This window comes from Pimelobacter sp. 30-1, from assembly GCF_018831735.1.
Classification (GTDB): Bacteria; Actinomycetota; Actinomycetes; order Propionibacteriales; family Nocardioidaceae; genus Nocardioides.
Genome location: NZ_NHTS01000001.1, coordinates 116707 through 133974, shown reverse-complemented (window position 1 = coordinate 133974; position 17268 = coordinate 116707). Strand labels below are relative to the sequence as shown.

General features: G+C 72.6%; 18 protein-coding genes. 6 read left to right on the top strand and 12 right to left on the bottom strand.

Going from position 1 to position 17268, the window contains the following annotated elements; genetic code table 11:
• Nucleotides 1–95 precede the first annotated feature (95 nt).
• Nucleotides 96–2300: an MMPL family transporter gene (locus tag CCO04_RS00665; protein ID WP_215812172.1), complete on the top strand. Its 2205-nt coding sequence runs from the start codon at nt 96–98 to the stop codon at nt 2298–2300.
• On the opposite strand, the gene CCO04_RS00660 is transcribed toward CCO04_RS00665, so the two are convergent.
• Nucleotides 2290–3207: a choice-of-anchor P family protein gene (locus CCO04_RS00660; protein WP_215812171.1), complete on the bottom strand. Its 918-nt coding sequence runs from the start codon at nt 3205–3207 to the stop codon at nt 2290–2292. The two genes, CCO04_RS00665 and CCO04_RS00660, sit on opposite strands and share 11 nt — an antisense overlap.
• Before the next feature lie 114 nt (nt 3208–3321).
• Here CCO04_RS00660 and CCO04_RS00655 point away from each other — a divergent pair, with 114 nt between their 5' ends.
• Complete coding sequence (locus CCO04_RS00655) at nt 3322–3843, top strand: hypothetical protein (protein ID WP_252372581.1); 522 nt, start codon at nt 3322–3324, stop codon at nt 3841–3843.
• Entirely contained in the window at nt 3840–4007 is a 168-nt protein-coding gene (locus tag CCO04_RS28135) for a hypothetical protein (RefSeq protein ID WP_252372580.1), read from the top strand. The genes CCO04_RS00655 and CCO04_RS28135 overlap by 4 nt, the downstream gene beginning before the upstream one ends.
• A 26-nt stretch (nt 4008–4033) precedes the next feature.
• Here CCO04_RS28135 and CCO04_RS00650 read toward each other — a convergent pair whose 3' ends face one another.
• The gene (locus CCO04_RS00650; protein ID WP_215812170.1) at nt 4034–4237 is read right to left on the bottom strand and encodes a hypothetical protein; all 204 of its coding nucleotides are present in this window, start codon (nt 4235–4237) and stop codon (nt 4034–4036) included.
• Between the two features lie 88 nt (nt 4238–4325).
• Complete coding sequence (locus CCO04_RS00645) at nt 4326–5621, bottom strand: MFS transporter (protein ID WP_308281094.1); 1296 nt, start codon at nt 5619–5621, stop codon at nt 4326–4328.
• Between the two features lie 19 nt (nt 5622–5640).
• On the opposite strand from CCO04_RS00645, the gene CCO04_RS00640 reads away from it, so the two are divergent.
• A complete protein-coding gene (locus CCO04_RS00640; RefSeq protein WP_215812168.1) occupies nt 5641–6129 on the top strand; it encodes a helix-turn-helix domain-containing protein in 489 nt (162 codons plus the stop codon).
• A gap of 3 nt (nt 6130–6132) precedes the next feature.
• On the opposite strand, the gene CCO04_RS00635 is transcribed toward CCO04_RS00640, so the two are convergent.
• From CCO04_RS00635 to CCO04_RS00610, 6 genes are all read right to left on the bottom strand, one after another.
• Complete coding sequence (locus CCO04_RS00635) at nt 6133–7071, bottom strand: hypothetical protein (protein WP_215812167.1); 939 nt, start codon at nt 7069–7071, stop codon at nt 6133–6135.
• Between the two features lie 13 nt (nt 7072–7084).
• Nucleotides 7085–7375 carry a hypothetical protein gene (locus CCO04_RS00630; RefSeq protein ID WP_215812166.1) on the bottom strand — a complete coding sequence of 97 codons (291 nt, stop codon included), beginning with the start codon at nt 7373–7375 and terminating at the stop codon, nt 7085–7087.
• 132 nt (nt 7376–7507) lie between these two features.
• The gene (locus tag CCO04_RS00625) at nt 7508–7942 is read right to left on the bottom strand and encodes a hypothetical protein (RefSeq protein ID WP_215812165.1); all 435 of its coding nucleotides are present in this window, start codon (nt 7940–7942) and stop codon (nt 7508–7510) included.
• A gap of 45 nt (nt 7943–7987) precedes the next feature.
• Nucleotides 7988–9163, bottom strand: coding sequence for an acetyl-CoA C-acyltransferase (locus CCO04_RS00620; RefSeq protein ID WP_215812164.1), 1176 nt, complete (start codon nt 9161–9163; stop codon nt 7988–7990).
• Entirely contained in the window at nt 9160–9915 is a 756-nt protein-coding gene (fabG, locus tag CCO04_RS00615) for a 3-oxoacyl-ACP reductase FabG (protein WP_215812163.1), read from the bottom strand. Before fabG ends, CCO04_RS00620 begins: the two co-directional genes overlap by 4 nt.
• Nucleotides 9908–11470 (bottom strand): acyl-CoA synthetase, encoded by a 1563-nt coding sequence (locus CCO04_RS00610; protein ID WP_215812162.1) that lies wholly within the window; start codon nt 11468–11470, stop codon nt 9908–9910. Before CCO04_RS00610 ends, fabG begins: the two co-directional genes overlap by 8 nt.
• A gap of 123 nt (nt 11471–11593) precedes the next feature.
• Here CCO04_RS00610 and CCO04_RS00605 point away from each other — a divergent pair, with 123 nt between their 5' ends.
• The gene (locus CCO04_RS00605; protein WP_215812161.1) at nt 11594–12772 is read left to right on the top strand and encodes an acyl-CoA dehydrogenase family protein; all 1179 of its coding nucleotides are present in this window, start codon (nt 11594–11596) and stop codon (nt 12770–12772) included.
• Between the two features lies 1 nt (nt 12773).
• The gene (locus CCO04_RS00600; protein WP_215812160.1) at nt 12774–13814 is read left to right on the top strand and encodes an acyl-CoA dehydrogenase family protein; all 1041 of its coding nucleotides are present in this window, start codon (nt 12774–12776) and stop codon (nt 13812–13814) included.
• A gap of 169 nt (nt 13815–13983) precedes the next feature.
• Here the strand turns inward: CCO04_RS00600 and CCO04_RS00595 are convergent, their stop codons facing one another.
• From CCO04_RS00595 to CCO04_RS00585, 3 genes are read right to left on the bottom strand one after another with little or no spacing between them, the layout of a single operon-like run.
• Complete coding sequence (locus CCO04_RS00595) at nt 13984–15255, bottom strand: ABC transporter substrate-binding protein (protein WP_215812159.1); 1272 nt, start codon at nt 15253–15255, stop codon at nt 13984–13986.
• Between the two features lie 26 nt (nt 15256–15281).
• Nucleotides 15282–16370: a branched-chain amino acid ABC transporter permease gene (locus CCO04_RS00590; RefSeq protein WP_215812158.1), complete on the bottom strand. Its 1089-nt coding sequence runs from the start codon at nt 16368–16370 to the stop codon at nt 15282–15284.
• Nucleotides 16367–17266, bottom strand: a complete 900-nt coding sequence (locus tag CCO04_RS00585) for a branched-chain amino acid ABC transporter permease (RefSeq protein ID WP_215812157.1) — start codon at nt 17264–17266, stop codon at nt 16367–16369. The genes CCO04_RS00590 and CCO04_RS00585 overlap by 4 nt, the downstream gene beginning before the upstream one ends.
• Nucleotides 17267–17268: the final 2 nt, after the last annotated feature.

Sequence of the window (17268 nt, the reverse complement as noted above, 5' to 3'; positions counted from 1 at the left end):
CAGGCACCACTGCGGGTCGGGTCGCTCCACCCCTGACCGCGGGCGCTCGCGACGACAGCCTGGTGAGCACGTCCTTCACCCCCCGAGGAGCTTCCATGTCACGCATCCCCTTGAGCGGGCTGCCCACCCGGGCCGCCCGCTGGAGCGCCACCCATCCGTGGCGGGCGATCGGCGCCTGGCTGGCGTTCGTCGTCATCGCGGTCGGCCTGTCGGCCACCGTGTCCACCCACGAGGTCACCGACGCCGACTACCGGCTCGGCGAGTCCGGCCGCGCCGCGACCCTGATGGAGCAGGCCGACCTCGACGCCCCGCCCACCGAGAACGTCGTCATCAGTGCCCGCGCGGGCGACCTCGACAACGCCCAGGCGCGCGCCGCCGCGGCCGACGTGGCCGACCGGATGGCGGGCCTCGACGGCGTCGCCGGGGTCGGGGACGCCGTATCGAGCGCGGACGGGACGGCGCTGCTCGTCCCCGTCGCGCTGACCTCCGACGAGATCGACGCGGCGCCGCTGCTCGACGCGACCGCCGCCGTCCAGGAGGAGCACCCGGACCTGCGGGTCGAGCAGGCCGGCGACGTCACCATCGGCGACGCGATCGACGAGCGCGTGGGCGAGGACCTGCAGTCCGCGGAGATCGTCAGCCTCCCGATCACCCTGGTGCTGATGCTCCTGGCCTTCGGCGCCCTCATCGCCGCCGGACTGCCGGTGCTGCTCGCCGCGACCAGCGTGGCCGCGACCATCGGCATCACCGCGCCCATCTCGTACCTCGTGCCGGCCGAGCCGACGGTGTACTCGATGATCGTGCTCATCGGCATGGCCGTGGGCGTCGACTACTCGCTGTTCTACCTCAAGCGCGAGCGCCAGGAACGGGCCTCCGGGCGCTCCACGCTCGACGCGGTGACCATCGCCGCCGAGACCTCGGGGCACGCGATCCTCGTCTCCGGCGGCGCGGTGATCGCCTCGCTGGCGGCGCTGTTCGTGCTCACCGACGTCACCTTCAACTCCCTGGCCACCGGCGCGATCCTGGTCGTCGCGGTCGCCGTCCTCGGCTCGATCACCGTGCTCCCGGCGCTGCTGGTCAAGCTCGGCCGCTGGGTCGACCGGCCGCGCGTCCCGCTGCTGTGGCGGCTCACCCGCCGGGTGCGCACCGGCACCATCAGCGGCCGGCTGCTCGGGCCCGTCGTACGGCACCCGGTGGCGGCGCTCGTCGTGTCCGGGCTGGTGATCGGCGCGCTCGCCGTACCGGCGCTGAGCATGAAGACCCACCAGGCCAGCGCCGAGACGCTGCCGCACGACATCCCGGCCGTGCAGACGCTGCGCCACATCACGAAGGCCTTCCCGGCGGAGGGCACCTACGCCCAGGTCGTCGTCACCGGCGTCGACGAGGCCGCGGCGACCCGCGGGCTCGACGCCCTCGCGGCTGCGGCCGGCAAGGACGACCACTTCGCGGTGGACGGCGCCCAGGTGCGCACCTCGGCCGACGGCGAGACGTCGGTGATCGACCTGGCGCTGCCCTTCGACGAGTCCGACGACCGGGCCGCCGACGCGATCGAGCGGCTCCGCGACCGGCTCGCCCCGGCCGCCCTCGACGACCTCGGCCCGGACGTCTCGTGGGCGGTCGGCGGCGACGCGGCGTCCTCGCTCGACCACGCGAACCGGCAGGGCGACCGGATGCCGCTGCTGCTCGGGATCGTGCTCCTGCTGACCATGGTGATGATGGTGCTGGCGTTCCGCAGCGTGCTGCTGGGCCTGGTCTCGACGGTGCTCAACCTGGCGTCGGTCGGGGTGGCGTTCGGGCTGCTGTCGCTGGTGTTCCAGCACGGCGTGGGCGAGAGCCTGCTCGACTTCACCAGCCCCGGCTTCGTCATCGACTGGATCCCGATCTTCGTGCTCGTCGTCCTGGTCGGGCTGTCGATGGACTACCACGTCTTCGTGCTCAGCCGGATCCGTGAGCTCGTCGACCGGGGCATGCCCGCCCGCGAGGCCGTGCACCGCGGCATCGCCGACACCGCCGGCGTGATCACCAGCGCCGCGGCGGTCATGGTCTCGGTGTTCGCGATCTTCGCGACGCTGTCGATGATGGAGATGAAGATGATGGGCGTCGGCCTGGCGGCCGCCATCCTCATCGACGCCACCCTCATCCGGTTGGTCGTGCTGCCGGCGGTGCTCGTGCTGCTGGGCGAGCGGGCCTGGCCGCGCCGTCGTACTGGGCGGGGTGGACCGGGCGCCCCGGCCACGCCCGAGGTCCCGCCGACGACCTGGACGTCGACGTCGGGCGAGCTGGTCCCGGTCAACCGGTGACCGGCAGGCTCCCGTGGACCGGGACGGGCGCCGGCGCCCGGTCGCCCTCGCCGGGCACCCGGTCGGACGTCACCCGGCCGCAGGTGGCCGAGGCGACCACGACCTCCTGCTGACCGAAGAGGTCGATGACCAGCGCGTCGACGGAGAACGTTCCGTCGGCGCGCTGGGTCTGCCGGTTGACCGTCACCTTGATGACGCCGGGGACCTCGACCGCCGTACCGGCCCGGCTCGTGTCGATCTCGATCGGCAGGCCCAGCGCCCGCAGGTTGACGATCTCGACCCCACCGCCGGAGCCGGTGCAGGAGGCCTCGACCGCGTCGGCGGCGACCAGCGCACCGCCGTCGAGCGCCGCGCACAGCCCGCTCAGGTCACCGGGGACCAGCCGGGAGAAGTCGAGCGAGGTGATCGCGCTCAGGTCGATCGGGGAGTCGGCGGTCCCCTCGTTGAGCGCGTCCTGCAACGGGTCGACCACGAACTTGCCGAGGCTGTCGGTGACCTCGTCGAGGTCGACCTGACCGAGCTGGTCGCAGACCGGCGCGAGCTGCTCGCCGAGGTCGACCGGCAGCTGCTCCAGCACACCGCCGCCCACCGCGAGGTCGACCACCCCCGAGGTCGCCCGCCCGTTCTCGGCGCTGACCGCCAGCGCGGACGCCGTCAGCAGCGGGTTGCCGGGCACCTCGGCCAGCGCGTCGGAGACCCGCGCCCCGTCGCGCGAGACCACCTCGGGCAGCGGGTCGAGCGGGATCAGCCCGCTCGCTCCCAGCCCGTAGGCCGAGGACGGCGTACCCGCCGCCGTCGCGGTGGTCACCGTCGAGGTGGTCACCGTCGAGGTGGTCACCGTCGCGGTGGTCACCGTCGCGGCGACCAGGACCAGGGCGCCCACTGCGCCGGCACGACTCTTCTGCATGGCTCACTCCTCGATCCGGGTGTGACCTGCGCAACGACGCGGCCCCGTCGGCGGCGGTGGAACCGGCCGAGGTGTGCGCAAAACGTCGATCCAGACGCCTGGTTCAATGACCGGGTGCTGCACTCCTTCCACCTCGCCGAGCTGCCCCCGGCGGTGTCGGGACGGGCCCTGGTGCGCCCGCCGGCCGCCGTACCGGGGCTGCGGCACGCGGAGTGCCTCGCGATGATGCGCCTCGGCGCCCCCACCGTCTCGCTCGAGCGCTTCCAGGTACGCCGCCTCGCCGTCTTCGCCACCTGGGACGACCCCGACGCCCTCGACCGCTACCTCGACCGCGACCCGCTCGGCCGCCGCCTCGCCGACGGCTGGCACGTGCGCCTGCAGTACCTGCGCCGCTTCGGCCACGTCGCCGCCCTCGGCCCCCTCCCCCAGCGCGCCGGCGACTGGGACCCCGACGAGCCCGCCGTCGCCGTCACCCTGGCCCGCCTCCGGCTCCCCGAGCTCCCCGCTTCCTGCACTGGGGCAAGCCCGTCGAACGCCTCGTCGCCGGCCACCCCGGCACCACCTTCGCCACCGCCGCGATGCGCCCCCCGCGCACCTTCTCGACGTTCTCCATCTGGCGCACCGTCCGCGACATGACCTCGATGGTCCACGGCCGCGACCCGTCGGTCGCCGAGGCCCCAACCCACGCGGTGGCGATGGCCGAGCAGCGCCGGCGCGAGTTCCACCACGAGTCGGCTTTCATGAGATTCCGGCCGTTGTCGGAGCACGGGACGTGGCAGGGGCGCACGCTCCTGCCGTGAGGCTCCCGTCAGGCTGCCGTGAGGGGCTAGGCGGGTGGCCCGTTCCTCCGGACCCTCTGCTTCGCCTTCTCCAGCAGCTCGTCGCGGCGGGCGGCGATGACGAGCCCCGCGACGAGCAGCAGCACCACCGGCCGCGGCGCCTTGCCGTCCTCGACGAGCTCATTGACCCAGGCGAGGAGGCCTCCGGCCAAGGCCGCGACGAGGAACAGGGGCACCAGGTAGCCGGTCACTCCCCCAGCCCGGCGATCCGGCCCGGGCTCGCCGGCGCCGTCTCCTCGTTGACGTAGGCACCCTCGGGGTAGGCGGCGTCGCGGATCGTCACGTGGCGATCCTCTCGTCCCGCACGAGCGCCGCGTCCACCCCCCGCCCCCGAGGCCGTACGACGACCGACAGCACCGCCGCGACCGCGCACAGCGCCGCCCCCGCCCACCACGCGTAGGTGTAGCTGCCGAGGCTGTCCCGGATCACGCCCGCCCCCAGCGCCGCGACGGCCGCGCCGAGCTGGTGCGCGGCGAAGACCCAGCCGAAGACGATGGTCCCGCGCTCGCCGAAGATCTCCCGGCACAGCGTGGCCGTCGGCGGCACGGTCGCGACCCAGTCGAGGCCGTAGATCACGATGAACAGCACCATGCTCGGGTGCACGGTCGAGGCCAGCAGGGACGGCAGCAGGAGCAGGCCGAGGCCGCGGAAGGTGTAGTAGGCCAGCAGCAGGATCCGTGGGTCGAACTTGTCGGTGAGCCAGCCCGACGCGATCGTGCCGACGATGTCGAAGACCCCGACCGCGGCGAGCAGCGCGGCGGCCGTGGTGCTGGACATGCCGTGGTCGTGGGCGGACGGGATGAAGTGGATGCCGATGAGCCCGTTGGTGGTCGCGCCGCAGATGGCGAAGGCGATCGCGAGCGCCCAGAAGGCGCGGTGGCGCGCGGCGTACGTGAGGCCCTCGAGGGCGCGCCGGGTCGCGCCGCCGGCGACGCGCGACGGGGGCGTCCAACCGGGGGCGGCGCCGTAGGGGGTGGCGCCGCGGTCCTCGGGGTAGTCGCGGACCACCCACCACACCACCGGTACGACGGCCAGCGCCGCCGCCGCGATCACCAGCGACGCGGCGCGCCAGCCGGTGTGCTCGGCCAGGCTCGCGACCACCGGCAGGAAGACCAGCTGCCCGGTCGCCGAGCCTGCGGTCAGCACACCCATCACCAGGCCACGGCGGTGCTCGAACCAGCGGTTCGCGATCGTCGCCGCGAGCACCAGCGCCATCGATCCGGTGCCCAGGCCGATCAGGACTCCCCAGCACACCAGCAGCTGCCACGACGCGGTCATCAGCACGCTGCCGCCGGACCCGAGGGCGACGAGGGTGAGCGCGGCGGCGACCACCCGGCGTACGCCGAAGCGGTCCATGAGGGCGGCCGCGAACGGCGCGGTGAGCCCGAACAGCAGCAGGTTGATGCTGACCGCGAGCGACATGACGCTCGTCGACCACCCGAACTCGTCGTGCAGCGGCACCATCAGCGCCCCCGGCGCGGCCCGGAACCCGGCCGCCCCGATCAACGCGAGGAACACCACCGCCGCCACCGCCCACGCCGGGTGCAGGCGGCTGACTTTCTTGAGCGAAGTCACGGCGGGTACGCTAGCACGCATGGCGCTGCGCTCCGACTGGTCGACCGAGCTCTGCCCGGTCCGCCGTTCGCTCGACGTCCTCGGCGACCCGTGGATCCTGCTCATCGTGCGCGACGTCCTCCACGGCGCCGGCCGCTTCGAGCAGCTGCGCGACAACCTCGGCATCTCCGAGGCCGTCCTCAGCCGCCGGCTGCGCACCATGCGCGAGGCCGGCCTGCTCACGACCGTCGACTACGAGCGCGGCGGCCGCACCCGCCGCAAGTACGTCGCCACCGAGGCCGCCGCCGACCTCCTCCCCCTGCTCCAGCACCTGGCCATCTGGGGGGAGCGGCACACCGCCGAGCCCGACGGCGGCGCGCACATGACGCTGCGGCACGAGACCTGCGGGCACGAGACCACGCAGGCCGAGACCTGCTCGGCGTGCGGCGAGGTGCTGCGGCCCGAGGACATGACGTGGGTCAAGCCGTGGCTGGAGTCCGAGCACCGGTTGCGGGCCGCCGGGGGCTGAGCCTCAGGACGCTGCTTCCTCCGCCTCGCCACTCGCGGCGACGAGGTCCAGGTAGCCGCGCGCCTTGTGCAGCCGATCCTGCTGATCCGCTCGATAGGCGTCCCAGCGGCCTTGGTCGGCCGCGAGCGAGCGCTCCTGCAGCTCGGCGAGGATGGCGACGCGACGCTCGACGTACGAGGTCGAGGCGCGGCACGCCGCGTCGGCGATCGCCACCGCGCGCTCCTCCGGGGTGATCGCGGCAGCGCCACCGAGCTCGACGACGGGGTCGAGCGGGTTGGCGTAGTCGTGGCCGGTGTCCGTCATGCACGCCACCCAGTCCGAGATCGCGTCCTGGACCCGCGGGTCGGTGCGCTCGGCCTCCTCGATCTCGGTGACCGCTCGGGACACGAAGCCGGACTCGGCCACCGGGCCCCCGAGGAACGCCTCGGCGTCGCCGACGCAGCCGTCCTTGGGCAGGGTCTTGCCGCCGGGGTCCAGGGGGCGCTCCGAACCGATCGGGAGCCTGCCGTCGAGCAGGTGGGCCGCGGTCGGCGTACCGGGAGGCGTGCGCACCGGGTGGGCGCGGGCGAAGCTCTCGCTCAGCTCGTCGTCGGGGTCGTGGTAACCCCAGCGCGCGGCGCTCGTCGTACCCACCAACCCGAAGCGGTACGGCGAGAACGCCGGCGTCACGCCGACCGCGACCTCCACGTAGGACTCCTGTGTGAAGCGGAGGACGCACTCGTCGACGAGACCGGTGCGAGCTCTGGCGACGGCACGCAGCTCGGCACCGTTCAGCAGGTAGTCGTCGAGCGGGAGGACGATCTCGGAGACATCGGCGAACGGTGCCCCGGAGAGGAGGGCACCGTTCTCGGCCGCCGGATCGGACGCGGTCCGGTCGGCGCCACCGCAGCCGGCCGCAGCGAGACCCGCGGCCACGACGCCGGCGAGGAGAGCGGTCCGCATCGGCCGCCGCTCGCTAGGACACGATCGGCGAACGCGCCGTACAGCCATGAGACACCCCCGCATCGCGATCGTGGGAGCACAGCGAGATCGTCATGCGCCGACCCTCGGGGTACTCCATGTTCAGCTTGTTCCAGCCGTTGCCCGCGCCATCGCTGTCCCAAGCCCGGAGCTGTCTGCTCAACGCGTTGTCGGGATAGCTGAAGGCGGCGCTCCAGCCGTCGGCGTGGGTGTCCTGGAACTCCCAGTTGTCGGTCGACTCGCGAAAGCAGGCCTTGGCCCGGAAGGCCTCGCTCCCACCAGCCACGTGGACGACGACGGCGAGAAGCCCGGGTCGCAGGCCGGGTTCTCCGCATGGACGGCGGAGGCGACGCCGACCAGCGACCCGACCGCGAGCGGCGCGACCAGCCAGGGGATCCGACGCGGGTGCACGGCCGGATCACGTCGTGATCGTCGCTGTGGTGCAGCCATGGTTCACCCCCGTCCCGAAGTCCATCGTGCAGACCCCTGCGGTGATGCCGCCCCGGGCGTAGGCGGAGTTGTGGGCACGCCAGCCGTTGTTGGCGCCGTCGGCGTCCTCGAGCCACAGCCGGCGCGACAGGTCGTTCGACGGCGGCTGGAAGAGGGCGCCATGGCCGTCGCTGTAGGTGTCCTGGAACCGCCAGTTGTCGGTCGCCGCCCGGAAGCACACCTTGGCGCGCACATGATCGCCGAGGACGTGGACGATTGCCGGTGCGAAGCTGCTCGGGCACGCGGGGTTCTCCGCCCGCGCCGGCCCGGCCGGCACGCTCACCGCCGCGGTGGCGGCCAGGACCGCGACGAGCAAGGGGATCGGCGACCTCATCCCCCCCACGATCAGCGAGCCGTCAGCCACGGTCCAGCCTCTCGGGGGTCCCGTGCGCAAAACGTCGCCTCGAGCTCAGAGGCGCTGCACCAGCATCGCCATCCCCATCCCCCCACCGATGCACATCGTCTCGATTCCGAGCTCCTGGTCCCGCTCCCGCAACCCGTGCAGCAGCGTCGTCATGATCCGCGCCCCCGTCATCCCGAACGGGTGACCGAGCGCGATCGCCCCACCGAACGGGTTGAGCTGGCGGTCGATGTCGATGCCGAGGGCGTCGACGACGGCGAGGACCTGGGCGGCGAACGCCTCGTTGAGCTCGACGATGTCGATGTCGCCGATGGTGTGGCCGGTGGTGGCGAGGAGCTTCTCGACGGCGGCGACCGGCCCCACCCCCATGTACGACGGCTCGAGCCCGGTCACCGTCGACGCGACGATCCGGGCGAGAGGTGCCAGGCCGAGCGAGGCGGCGCGGCGGGCGGACATGACGGCGACGGCGGCGGCGCCGTCGTTGAGGGGGCAGGAGTTGCCGGCGGTGACGGTGGCGTCGGGGCCGAGGACGGGGGCGAGGGCGGCGAGCGACTCGACCGTGGTGCCGGGGCGGGGGCAGTCGTCCTCGGTGACGAGGGTCCCGTCCGCGCCCGGGTACGGCGTGATCTCGGCCGCGAAGAAGCCGTCGGCGCGCGCGGTGGCCGCCCGGGCCTGCGAGAGCGTCGCGAGCTCGTCCATCCGCCGGCGGGTGATGGCGTGGCGGGCCGCGACGTTCTCGGCCGTCTGGAGCATCGAGGCGAAGAGGTCGGTGACGAAGCCGTCGGCGGCGGGGTCGGCGAGGCGGGGGTTGAGCTCGTCGTACCCGAGGGGGACGGAGACCTTCGAGACGCTCTCGACGCCGCCGGCCACGACGACGTCCGCCTCGCCGGCGGCAATGGAGTGCGCGGCGGAGCGGATCGCCTGGAGGGACGACGCGCAGGCGCGGCTCACGGTCAGGCCGGGCACCGACTCCGGCAGGCCGGCGAGCAGACCCACCGCGCGGCCGATCCCGAAGCCCTGCTGGCCCTCGGGCACCGCGCAGCCGATGACGACGTCGTCGACCTCGGCCGGGTCGAGCCCGGGGAGCTGGTCGAGCAGCGCGCGGACCACGAAGCCGCCGAGGTCGTCGGGACGGGCGTCGCGCAGGGATCCCTTGTGGGCGCGGCCGATCGGCGTCCGTGCCGTCGCGACGACGACGACGTCGTCGGGCGAGAGGCGGGTCATCCCAGCGGACCCCCGGCCACGTAGAGGACCTGGCCGGAGACGTAGCCCGCCCCCTCGCTCACCAGGTACGACGTCGCGTGCGCCACGTCCTCGGGCTGCCCGACCCGGCGGACCGGGATCTGGTCGGCGTACTTGGCGACGAAGTCGTCGAACGCGAAGCCCATCCGCTCGGCGGTGGCGACGGTCATCTCGGTCTGGATGAAGCCGGGCGCGATCGCGTTGACCGTGACCCCCGAGGGGCCGAGCTCGATCGCGAGCGTCTTGGTCAGGCCCTGGAGACCGGCCTTGGCCGAGGAGTAGTTGGCCTGGCCGCGGTTGCCGAGGGCCGAGCCGCTCGACATGTTCACCACGCGGCCCGAGCCCGCCTCGCGCATGGCCGGCAGGCACGCCTGGGTCATCAGGAAGGCGCCCCGCAGGTGCACCCCCATGACGGCCTCCCAGTCGTCGAGCGACATCTTGTGGAGCAGGTTGTCGCGGATGATGCCGGCGTTGTTGACCAGCACCGTGGGGGCGCCGAGCTCGGCGGTGACCCGCGCGACGGCGGCGGTGACGGCGTCCGGGTCGGCCACGTCGGCGCCGACGGCGATCGCCCGGCCGCCCGCCGTACGGATGGCGGCGACGGCGACCCCGCAGGCCCCTTCGTCGAGGTCGACGAGCGCGACGGCGAGGCCGTCGGCGGCGAGGCGTTCGGCGATCGCGCGGCCGATGCCGCGGGCGGCTCCGGTGACGACGGCGGTGCGCTGGTCAGCCATGGGTGGCGGTCTCCTTCAGGTAGCGGTCGCGCAGCTGGCGCTTGTAGAGCTTTCCGGCGGGTGAGCGGGGCATCACGTCGATGACGTCGACGGTGCGGGGCACCTTGTGCCGGGCGAGCCGGTCGCGCACGAAGGCGCGGATCTCCTCGGCGATCGACGCCTCGTCCGGTCCGGCGGCGGCCGGGTCGAGCTCGACGACCGCCTTGACCTCCTCGCCGAACTCCTCGTTCGGTACGCCGAACACGGCGACGTCGAGCACCGCCGGGTGCGCGGAGATGACGTCCTCGATCTCCTGCGGCGAGATGTTCACGCCGCCGGAGATGATCATGTAGTCGGTGCGGTCGGTCAGGTAGAGGTAGCCGTCGGCGTCGAGATGACCGACGTCCCCGAGCGTGCTCCAGTCGCGGTGCACGGGATGCCGGGTGGAGTCGGTCTTGTCCGGCTCACCGTGGTACTCGAACGCCGGCAGCCCGCCCGGGGTCTCGAAGTAGACGACCCCGTCCTGACCGGTCGGCAGCTCCGTCCCGTCGGGACCGCAGATGTGGATGACGGCGTTGCCGAAGGCCCGACCGACCGAGCCGGGGTGGGCGAGCCACTCCTGCGAGGTGATCACGGTGGAGCCGTTGTCCTCGCTGCCGGCGTAGTACTCCATGATCACCGGGCCCCACCAGTCGATCATCGACCGCTTCACCGGCACCGGGCACGGGCTGGCGCCGTGCATCGCGAACCTCAGCGACGACAGGTCGGCCGCCGCGCGCTCGGCCTCGGGCAGGCGCAGCAACCGCACGAACATCGTCGGTACGACGAGCGCGTGCGTCGCCGCGTAGCGCTCGATCGCGGCGAGGAAGGCCGACGCGTCGAAGCGCTCCATCAGCACGAGCGTGCCGCCCAGGCCGAGCACCGCGCTCGCGAACGAGTTCGGCGCGGCGTGGTAGAGCGGGGCCGGGCTGAGGTTGATGGTGCCGGTCCCGACGTCGTACGCCGTGCGGGCGAACTCGAGCAGGGGGACGTTGCCCTCGGCGTAGGTGCGCGGCGCGAGTGGGCGCTTGATCCCCTTGGGCCGGCCGGTGCTGCCGGAGCTGTAGACCATCGAGGCGCCGAGGACGTCCTCGTCGACCGGCTCGGCGGGGTGGCGCGCGAGGACGGTGGCCAGCTCTTCGAAGCCGGGCAGGGCGACGTCGAGGCTGATCCGCAGCGGCAGGTCGAGGTCGGCCAGTCCGGCGGCGAGCACGTCGAGGCGACCGTCGACGACGACCGCCCGGGCGCCGCAGTTCTCGACGATGAAGCGGGCCTCGGCGTCGGTCAGGTAGGTGTTGATCGGCGTGTAGTAGAGCCCCGCGCGCATCGCGGCCCAGTAGGCGACCGGGTTGCGCAGGTGGTTGGCGACCGCCGAGGCGACGTGGTCGCCGGGCCGCAGCCCGGCCGCACGGAAGGCCTGCGCGAGCTGCATCGACTCCCGGTCGAGCTCGGCGTAGGTGAGCGTGGCGCCGGTCTCGGCCAGGATCACCGCGGGCTTGTCGGGATGGCGCGCCGCATGCGTGCTCGGGTTGCTCATAGCGGCATGCTAACTACAACAGCGACATCAAGGAAGAGGCGCCCGAAAACTCGCCGTTGTCACGCCATGCCGCCGCTTCACTATGTGGTAGACAGTGACTCGACGAGCCGCTTCAATGGCACCATGAGGCTTGCCCTGACCCCCGAGCTCGCCGCCTTCCGCGAGGAGATGCGCGAGTTCTTCGAGACCCAGGTGCCCTGGGAGCTCCGCGAGCCGGTGGCGCACGGCGCCCCGCTCGACCGTGACGTGATCGTCGAGACGCACCGGATCCTGCACCGGGCCGGCCTCGCCGTCCCGGACTGGCCGGTCGCCTGGGGCGGCCGCGACTGGACCCCGCTGCAGCACCACCTGTGGGCCGAGGAGATGCACCGCGCCGCGGTCTTCCCGCCGCTGAGCTCCAACACCGGGCTCGTCGGTCCGGTCATCGCGGCCTTCGGCACGGAGGAGCAGAAGCGGCGCTTCCTGCCGCCCACCGCGGCACTGGACATGTTCTGGTGCCAGGGCTTCTCCGAGCCCGACGCCGGCTCGGACCTCGCTGCGCTGCGCACGACCGCGATCCGCGACGGCGACGAGTACGTCGTCAACGGCCAGAAGACGTGGACCAGCCTCGCGCACTGGGCGGACTGGATCTTCTGCCTGGTCCGCACCGACCCGGACGCCCCCAAGCGCCAGCAGGGCATCTCGTTCCTGCTCGTCGACCTCGCGACGCCGGGCATCACCGTGCGGCCGATCCGGATGATCGACGGCGAGGCCGAGGTCAACGAGGTGTTCTTCGACGACGTACGGGTGCCGGCCGACCAGCTCGTCGGCACCCCCAACGAGGGCTGGTCCTACGCGAAGTTCCTGCTCGGCAACGAGCGGGTCAACGTGGCCCAGATCGGCGCGACCAAGCTCCGCCTGGCCCTGGCCAAGGAGCACGCGCTCGCCCGCCAGGACGACGGCAGCCGGCTCGTCGACGACCCGCTGCTCGCCGTACGGATCGCGGAGGCGGAGACCTCGCTCGCCGCGCTCGAGCTGACCGCGCTGCGCGTGGCCGCCGGGTCGAGCGACGGGCGCCCGCAGCCGGCGTCCTCGGTGCTCAAGCTGCACGGGACGCACCTGCAGCAGCAGGTGTCCGAGCTGGTCATGGACCTCGCCGGGCCCGGCTCCGTCGCCACCGGCGACCTCGCCGAACGCACCGGCGCGGCCGCCTGGGAGCGCCGCTCCGCGCTGCAGTACCTCAACCTGCGCAAGGTCTCGATCTACGGCGGAGCCAACGAGATCCAGCGCACGATCATCGCCTCGAACGTGCTGGGACTCTGACATGGACCTGACCCTCTCCCCCGAGCAGACCGACCTCGGCGACGCCGTCGCCCGCATGCTCGCCACCACCGCCGCCACCACCGACCCGTGGGCCGGCCTCGCCGAGATGGGCCTGCTCGGGCTCGACCTCCCCGAGGAGCACGGCGGCGCGGGCGGCACCTTCGCCGACGTCTCCGTCGTCGCCCGCGCGCTCGGTCGCGCCGGCGCCCGGACGCCGTACGTCGAGGGGGTGATCGGCGGCCACCTCGCCCCCCGGCTCGACGGACTCGTCGTCCTCGCGCACGACGAGCCCGGCCGCCGCTGGAAGCCCGGCGCCGGCGTCCACGCCGAGCCCGATACCGACGCCGACGGGACGACCTGGCGGCTCACCGGCACCAAGGAGCCAGTGCCGCACGGCGGCGCCGCCGACCACCTCGTCGTCTCCGCGACCGGCCCCGAGGGCCTGGCCCTGTTCGTCGTCGCCCCGAGCGACGCCGCGATCCACACCTACGCCTCGCACGACCGCTCCCCGACGGCGCGGATCGACCTCGACCGCACGCCCGCCGCGCTGCTGGCCGGGCCGGACCAGGCCGCCGCGCTGCTCGTCGAGGCGAGCGTCCGCGCCGTCACGGCGTACGGCGCCGAGGCGCTCGGCGCGATGGAGGAGGCGCTCGACCGGACGGTCGACTACCTGCGGACCCGGCGCCAGTTCGGCGTACCGCTCGCGTCGTTCCAGGCGCTGACCCACCGCGCCGCCGACGCGTACGTCGCGCTCGAGCTCGCCCGCAGCACCGTGCTCTACGGCACCGCCTGCCTCACCGAGGGCGTCGTCGACCCCGCCGTGGCCTCGCGGATCAAGGTCCAGACCGGGCGCGCCGGGCGGCTCATCGGCCAGGAGGCGATCCAGCTGCACGGCGGGATCGGCGTCACCGACGAGCACGGCATCGGCTACTTCACCGCGCGGCTCGAGGTCATCGAGCACCTGTGGGGGGACACCGGCTTCCACCTGCAGCGCCTCGCCGCCGGCCTGGGCGACCACCGCGCGGTCGACCTGCTCCCCTAGCTCCACGAAGCACGCCGGTTGCCGGCACGAAGTACGGGGGTTGCTGGACCGAGATCCGAGCACGACTCGTACTTCGCACCAGCAACCCCCGCACTTCGCGGAGTGGGAAGGGCCCCGCTGCCGATCGGCAGCGGGGCCCTTCTCGTGGGGGTGGGATGAGGTCAGGGCCTCACTTGGTGGGGACGACGTCCCCGGCGGAGACGAAGCGCTTCTCGGCCGTGCTCCACGAGATCGGCTCGAAGCCGTTCACGCCGGCGGGCCGGTCGGCGGCGCTGACCCAGTTGATGCCGTTGATCAGGATCGGCGCGGCGTAGTCCTGGTCGCGGGCGGCCTCGATGATGCCGAGCTGGCTCAGGCCGGCGTCGGAGTCGGCGGCCTGCTGCAGCGTGTTGACCAGCAGGTCGGCCTGGAGCCAGCCGGCGACGGTGATCGAGTTCGACGGGTCGTCGGCGTCGCCGAGGGCGGCGAGGTACTCCTTGACCGCGGCGTCGTCCTTGAGCGCCGGGTCGGCCGGGTCCTTGTAGTAGCGCAGGATCGTGACGCCGTCGGCAGCGTCACCGGAGGCGAGGTACTCCGCCGCGTTGGCGCAGTTGCTGGCCGCGACGACGAGCTCGGGCTCGTAGCCGATCCGGCCGCGGGCGGTGTCGAACGCACCGCAGGTGCCGACCACGCCGGCGTGGTAGACGACCGTGGCGCCGGCCTCCTTGAGCGCGGTCGCCGCCGCGTTGGGGTCGGTGTCGGAGGTGACGAGCTTGATGTCGAGACCGGCCTCCTTGGCGGCCTCCTGGAAGGCCTCGCTCTGGGCCTTGCCGCTGGCGGTCTCGTTCTCGGCGACACCGACGACGGCGTCCGGCACCTTCTCCTGGATCAGGTGCACGAGGACCGAGGTCTCCGCGGCGGCCGACGGGAGGAACTGCACCGTCCACGGGTAGTTCTTCATGTCGAGGTACTTCGGGTCGCTCGAGCTCGGGTAGAGCAGCGGCACGCAGGCGGCGTTCTGGTCGTCGGCCATCGCGCCGACCTGACCGGCACCGAAGGTGTTGAGGATGTCGACGTCCATCTTCTCGATGAACTGGGTGACGTTGGCCTTCGCCTTGTCCGGCGAGAACGCGTCGTCCAGGTACTCGATCTTGATCGGGACGCCGTCGATGCCACCCGCGGCGTTCGCGGCCTCGATGCGGGCCTTGAAGCCCCGCGAGGAGACCTCGACGACACCGGCGACCGGCCCGGAGAGGGGCGCGCTGTAGCCGAGGGTGATCTGGTCCTTGATCTCCTTCTTGACCGCAGCCGGGTCCGGGCAGTCGTCGAGGTTGACGCCTCCGGCCGAGCTGCTGCCGTCATCGTCGCTCGCGGCGCTGTTGCACGCGGTGAGCGCGAGGCAGAGGGCCAGGCCCGAGGCGGCCGCGAGGGAGCGGGCTCGGGATCGCTTGAGTGCGGTCATTGCACTGCCTTTCTGGTTTCCGGTGTTCATGGAGCGAGGACGGATCCGCGCTCGGGTTCTGCGGAGGAGGCGACCGGCCCGGAGGGGGCCGGCGGCGCGGTGCGCGGCCGAGCCGCGCGCACCACGACGAACTTGTTGACCAGCGACCCGAGCGCGCCGGCGATGCCCGAGGGGGCGAGGAAGATGACCAGCAGGAGGATCACGGCGAAGAGCACCGCGGAGCCCTGGCCCTGCCCGATCGACGAGGTGTAGTACGGGATGTAGACGACGCACGCGGCGCCGATGAGCGGCCCGAAGATGGTCCGCTCGCCACCGATGACGAGGCCGATGAGCAGCGTGATGCCGGCCATCAGGGTGAACGACCCCTCGGCGAACAGCGTGCCCATGTAGATCGCGAACAGCGCACCCGCGGCACCGGTGATGCCGCCGGAGAGGCCGAACATCAGCGTCTTGACGACCGCGATGTTGATGCCGGACGACGACGCGGCGATCTCGTTCTCGCGCACCGCCGCCATCGCCAGGCCGTAGCGGCTGCGGGTCAGGCAGTGCGTCGCGTAGAGCGTCAGGGCGAGCACGACGACGCCGAGCCAGTAGAGCCACTGGTCCTTCTCGCCGAGCGTGAAGCCCGACCACTCCGGCGGACGCATCGACAGCCGCGGGATGTTCATGCCGCTCGATCCGCCGGTGAGCCCGTCGAAGCGCGCCACCAGCTCGGGGAACGCGACGGCGAACGCCAGCGTGACCATCGCGAGGTAGAGCCCCTTGATGCGCAGCGCGGGCAGGCCGACCAGCAGGCCGGCGACCAGGCAGACACCGAACGCCGCGGGGATGGTCGCCCACGGCTCCCAGCCCTGGTGCACGACGAGGATGCCGGTCGTGAAGGCGCCCATGCCGAGGAAGGCCGAGTGACCCACCGAGAGCAGACCGACGTACCCCGTCGCGACGTTGAGCCCCGCGATGGCGACGGCGTAGATCATGAACCGGGTGACCTGACCCTGCTCGAACGGCTCGAGACCGCTGCCCCACAGGGCGGCGACGACACCGACGAACACGACGGCGAGGAGGATCGCGCGGTACGACGTGGTGCCGCGCTCGACGATGACAGGGAGTTTCATACCCGCTCCAGACGACGGGCGCCGAAGAGGCCGGTGGGCTTCACCAGCAGCACGGCGACGATGACGACGAGGGCCGAGGTCAGCGACATCGAGCCGCCGAGGAACGTGACGTAGCCGTTGACCATGGCGAGCCCGATGCCCAGCGCCAGGCCGCCGACGACGGCGCCCTTGATGCTGTCGAGCCCTCCCAGGAGGGCCGCGGCGGTCGCGAAGATCAGGACCGGGAACATCGACGAGAGGCCGAGCTGCCCCGGCGGGACGAGCGGGACGAGCAGCGGTCCCGCCAGTGCGCCGACCGCGGCCGACATGCCCCACGAGAGCGTGAGGACCCGTCCGACCCGGACGCCGCACAGGGCAGCGGAGTCGGGGTTGGTGGCCACCGCGCGCATCTGCAGGCCGATGCTCGTCTTGTTGAAGAACAGCGTCAGCCCGGCGACGACCGCGGCCATGATCGCGACGATGAGGATCGTGTCGTAGTGCAGGCGGGCGCCGGCGATCTCGAGGTAGGTGTCCTCACCCGACGGCAGCATCCGCGGGAACGGCTTCTCGTCCGATCCCCAGATCCAGCCGCTCAGCCCGTTGAGGCCGGTGAACAGGGCCAGTCCGACGATGAGCACCGCCGTCTCGTCCCGCTTGCGCACGGGGCGGACCAGCCAGCGCTCGGCCAGCGCTCCCATCAGGAAGCCGATCAGGATGGCCGGGACGACGGCCACCCAGATGTTGACGCCCTTGCCCGCCAGCCACCAGGTGACGTACGACGTGAAGAGCGCGAACTCGCCCTGGGCGAAGTTGATGGTCGACGAGCTGCGGAAGACCATCACCAGGCACAGTGCGATCAGGACGTACACCGCCCCGGACGTGGTGCCCGCGAACAGTCGCGACAAGAAGATGTCCATGG

Excerpts from the sequence above, each read along its gene's own strand:
- CCO04_RS00665 (WP_215812172.1), top strand. The coding sequence starts at position 96 with ATGTCACGCATCCCCTTGAGCGGGCTGCCCACCCGGGCCGCCCGCTGG.
- CCO04_RS00660 (WP_215812171.1), bottom strand. The coding sequence starts at position 3,207 with ATGCAGAAGAGTCGTGCCGGCGCAGTGGGCGCCCTGGTCCTGGTCGCC.
- CCO04_RS28135 (WP_252372580.1), top strand. The coding sequence starts at position 3,840 with ATGACCTCGATGGTCCACGGCCGCGACCCGTCGGTCGCCGAGGCCCCA.
- CCO04_RS00640 (WP_215812168.1), top strand. The coding sequence starts at position 5,641 with ATGGCGCTGCGCTCCGACTGGTCGACCGAGCTCTGCCCGGTCCGCCGT.
- CCO04_RS00635 (WP_215812167.1), bottom strand. The coding sequence starts at position 7,071 with ATGCGGACCGCTCTCCTCGCCGGCGTCGTGGCCGCGGGTCTCGCTGCG.
- CCO04_RS00620 (WP_215812164.1), bottom strand. The coding sequence starts at position 9,163 with ATGACCCGCCTCTCGCCCGACGACGTCGTCGTCGTCGCGACGGCACGG.
- fabG (WP_215812163.1), bottom strand. The coding sequence starts at position 9,915 with ATGGCTGACCAGCGCACCGCCGTCGTCACCGGAGCCGCCCGCGGCATC.
- CCO04_RS00610 (WP_215812162.1), bottom strand. The coding sequence starts at position 11,470 with ATGAGCAACCCGAGCACGCATGCGGCGCGCCATCCCGACAAGCCCGCG.
- CCO04_RS00605 (WP_215812161.1), top strand. The coding sequence starts at position 11,594 with ATGAGGCTTGCCCTGACCCCCGAGCTCGCCGCCTTCCGCGAGGAGATG.
- CCO04_RS00600 (WP_215812160.1), top strand. The coding sequence starts at position 12,774 with ATGGACCTGACCCTCTCCCCCGAGCAGACCGACCTCGGCGACGCCGTC.
- CCO04_RS00595 (WP_215812159.1), bottom strand. The coding sequence starts at position 15,255 with ATGACCGCACTCAAGCGATCCCGAGCCCGCTCCCTCGCGGCCGCCTCG.
- CCO04_RS00590 (WP_215812158.1), bottom strand. The coding sequence starts at position 16,370 with ATGAAACTCCCTGTCATCGTCGAGCGCGGCACCACGTCGTACCGCGCG.
- CCO04_RS00585 (WP_215812157.1), bottom strand. The coding sequence starts at position 17,266 with ATGGACATCTTCTTGTCGCGACTGTTCGCGGGCACCACGTCCGGGGCG.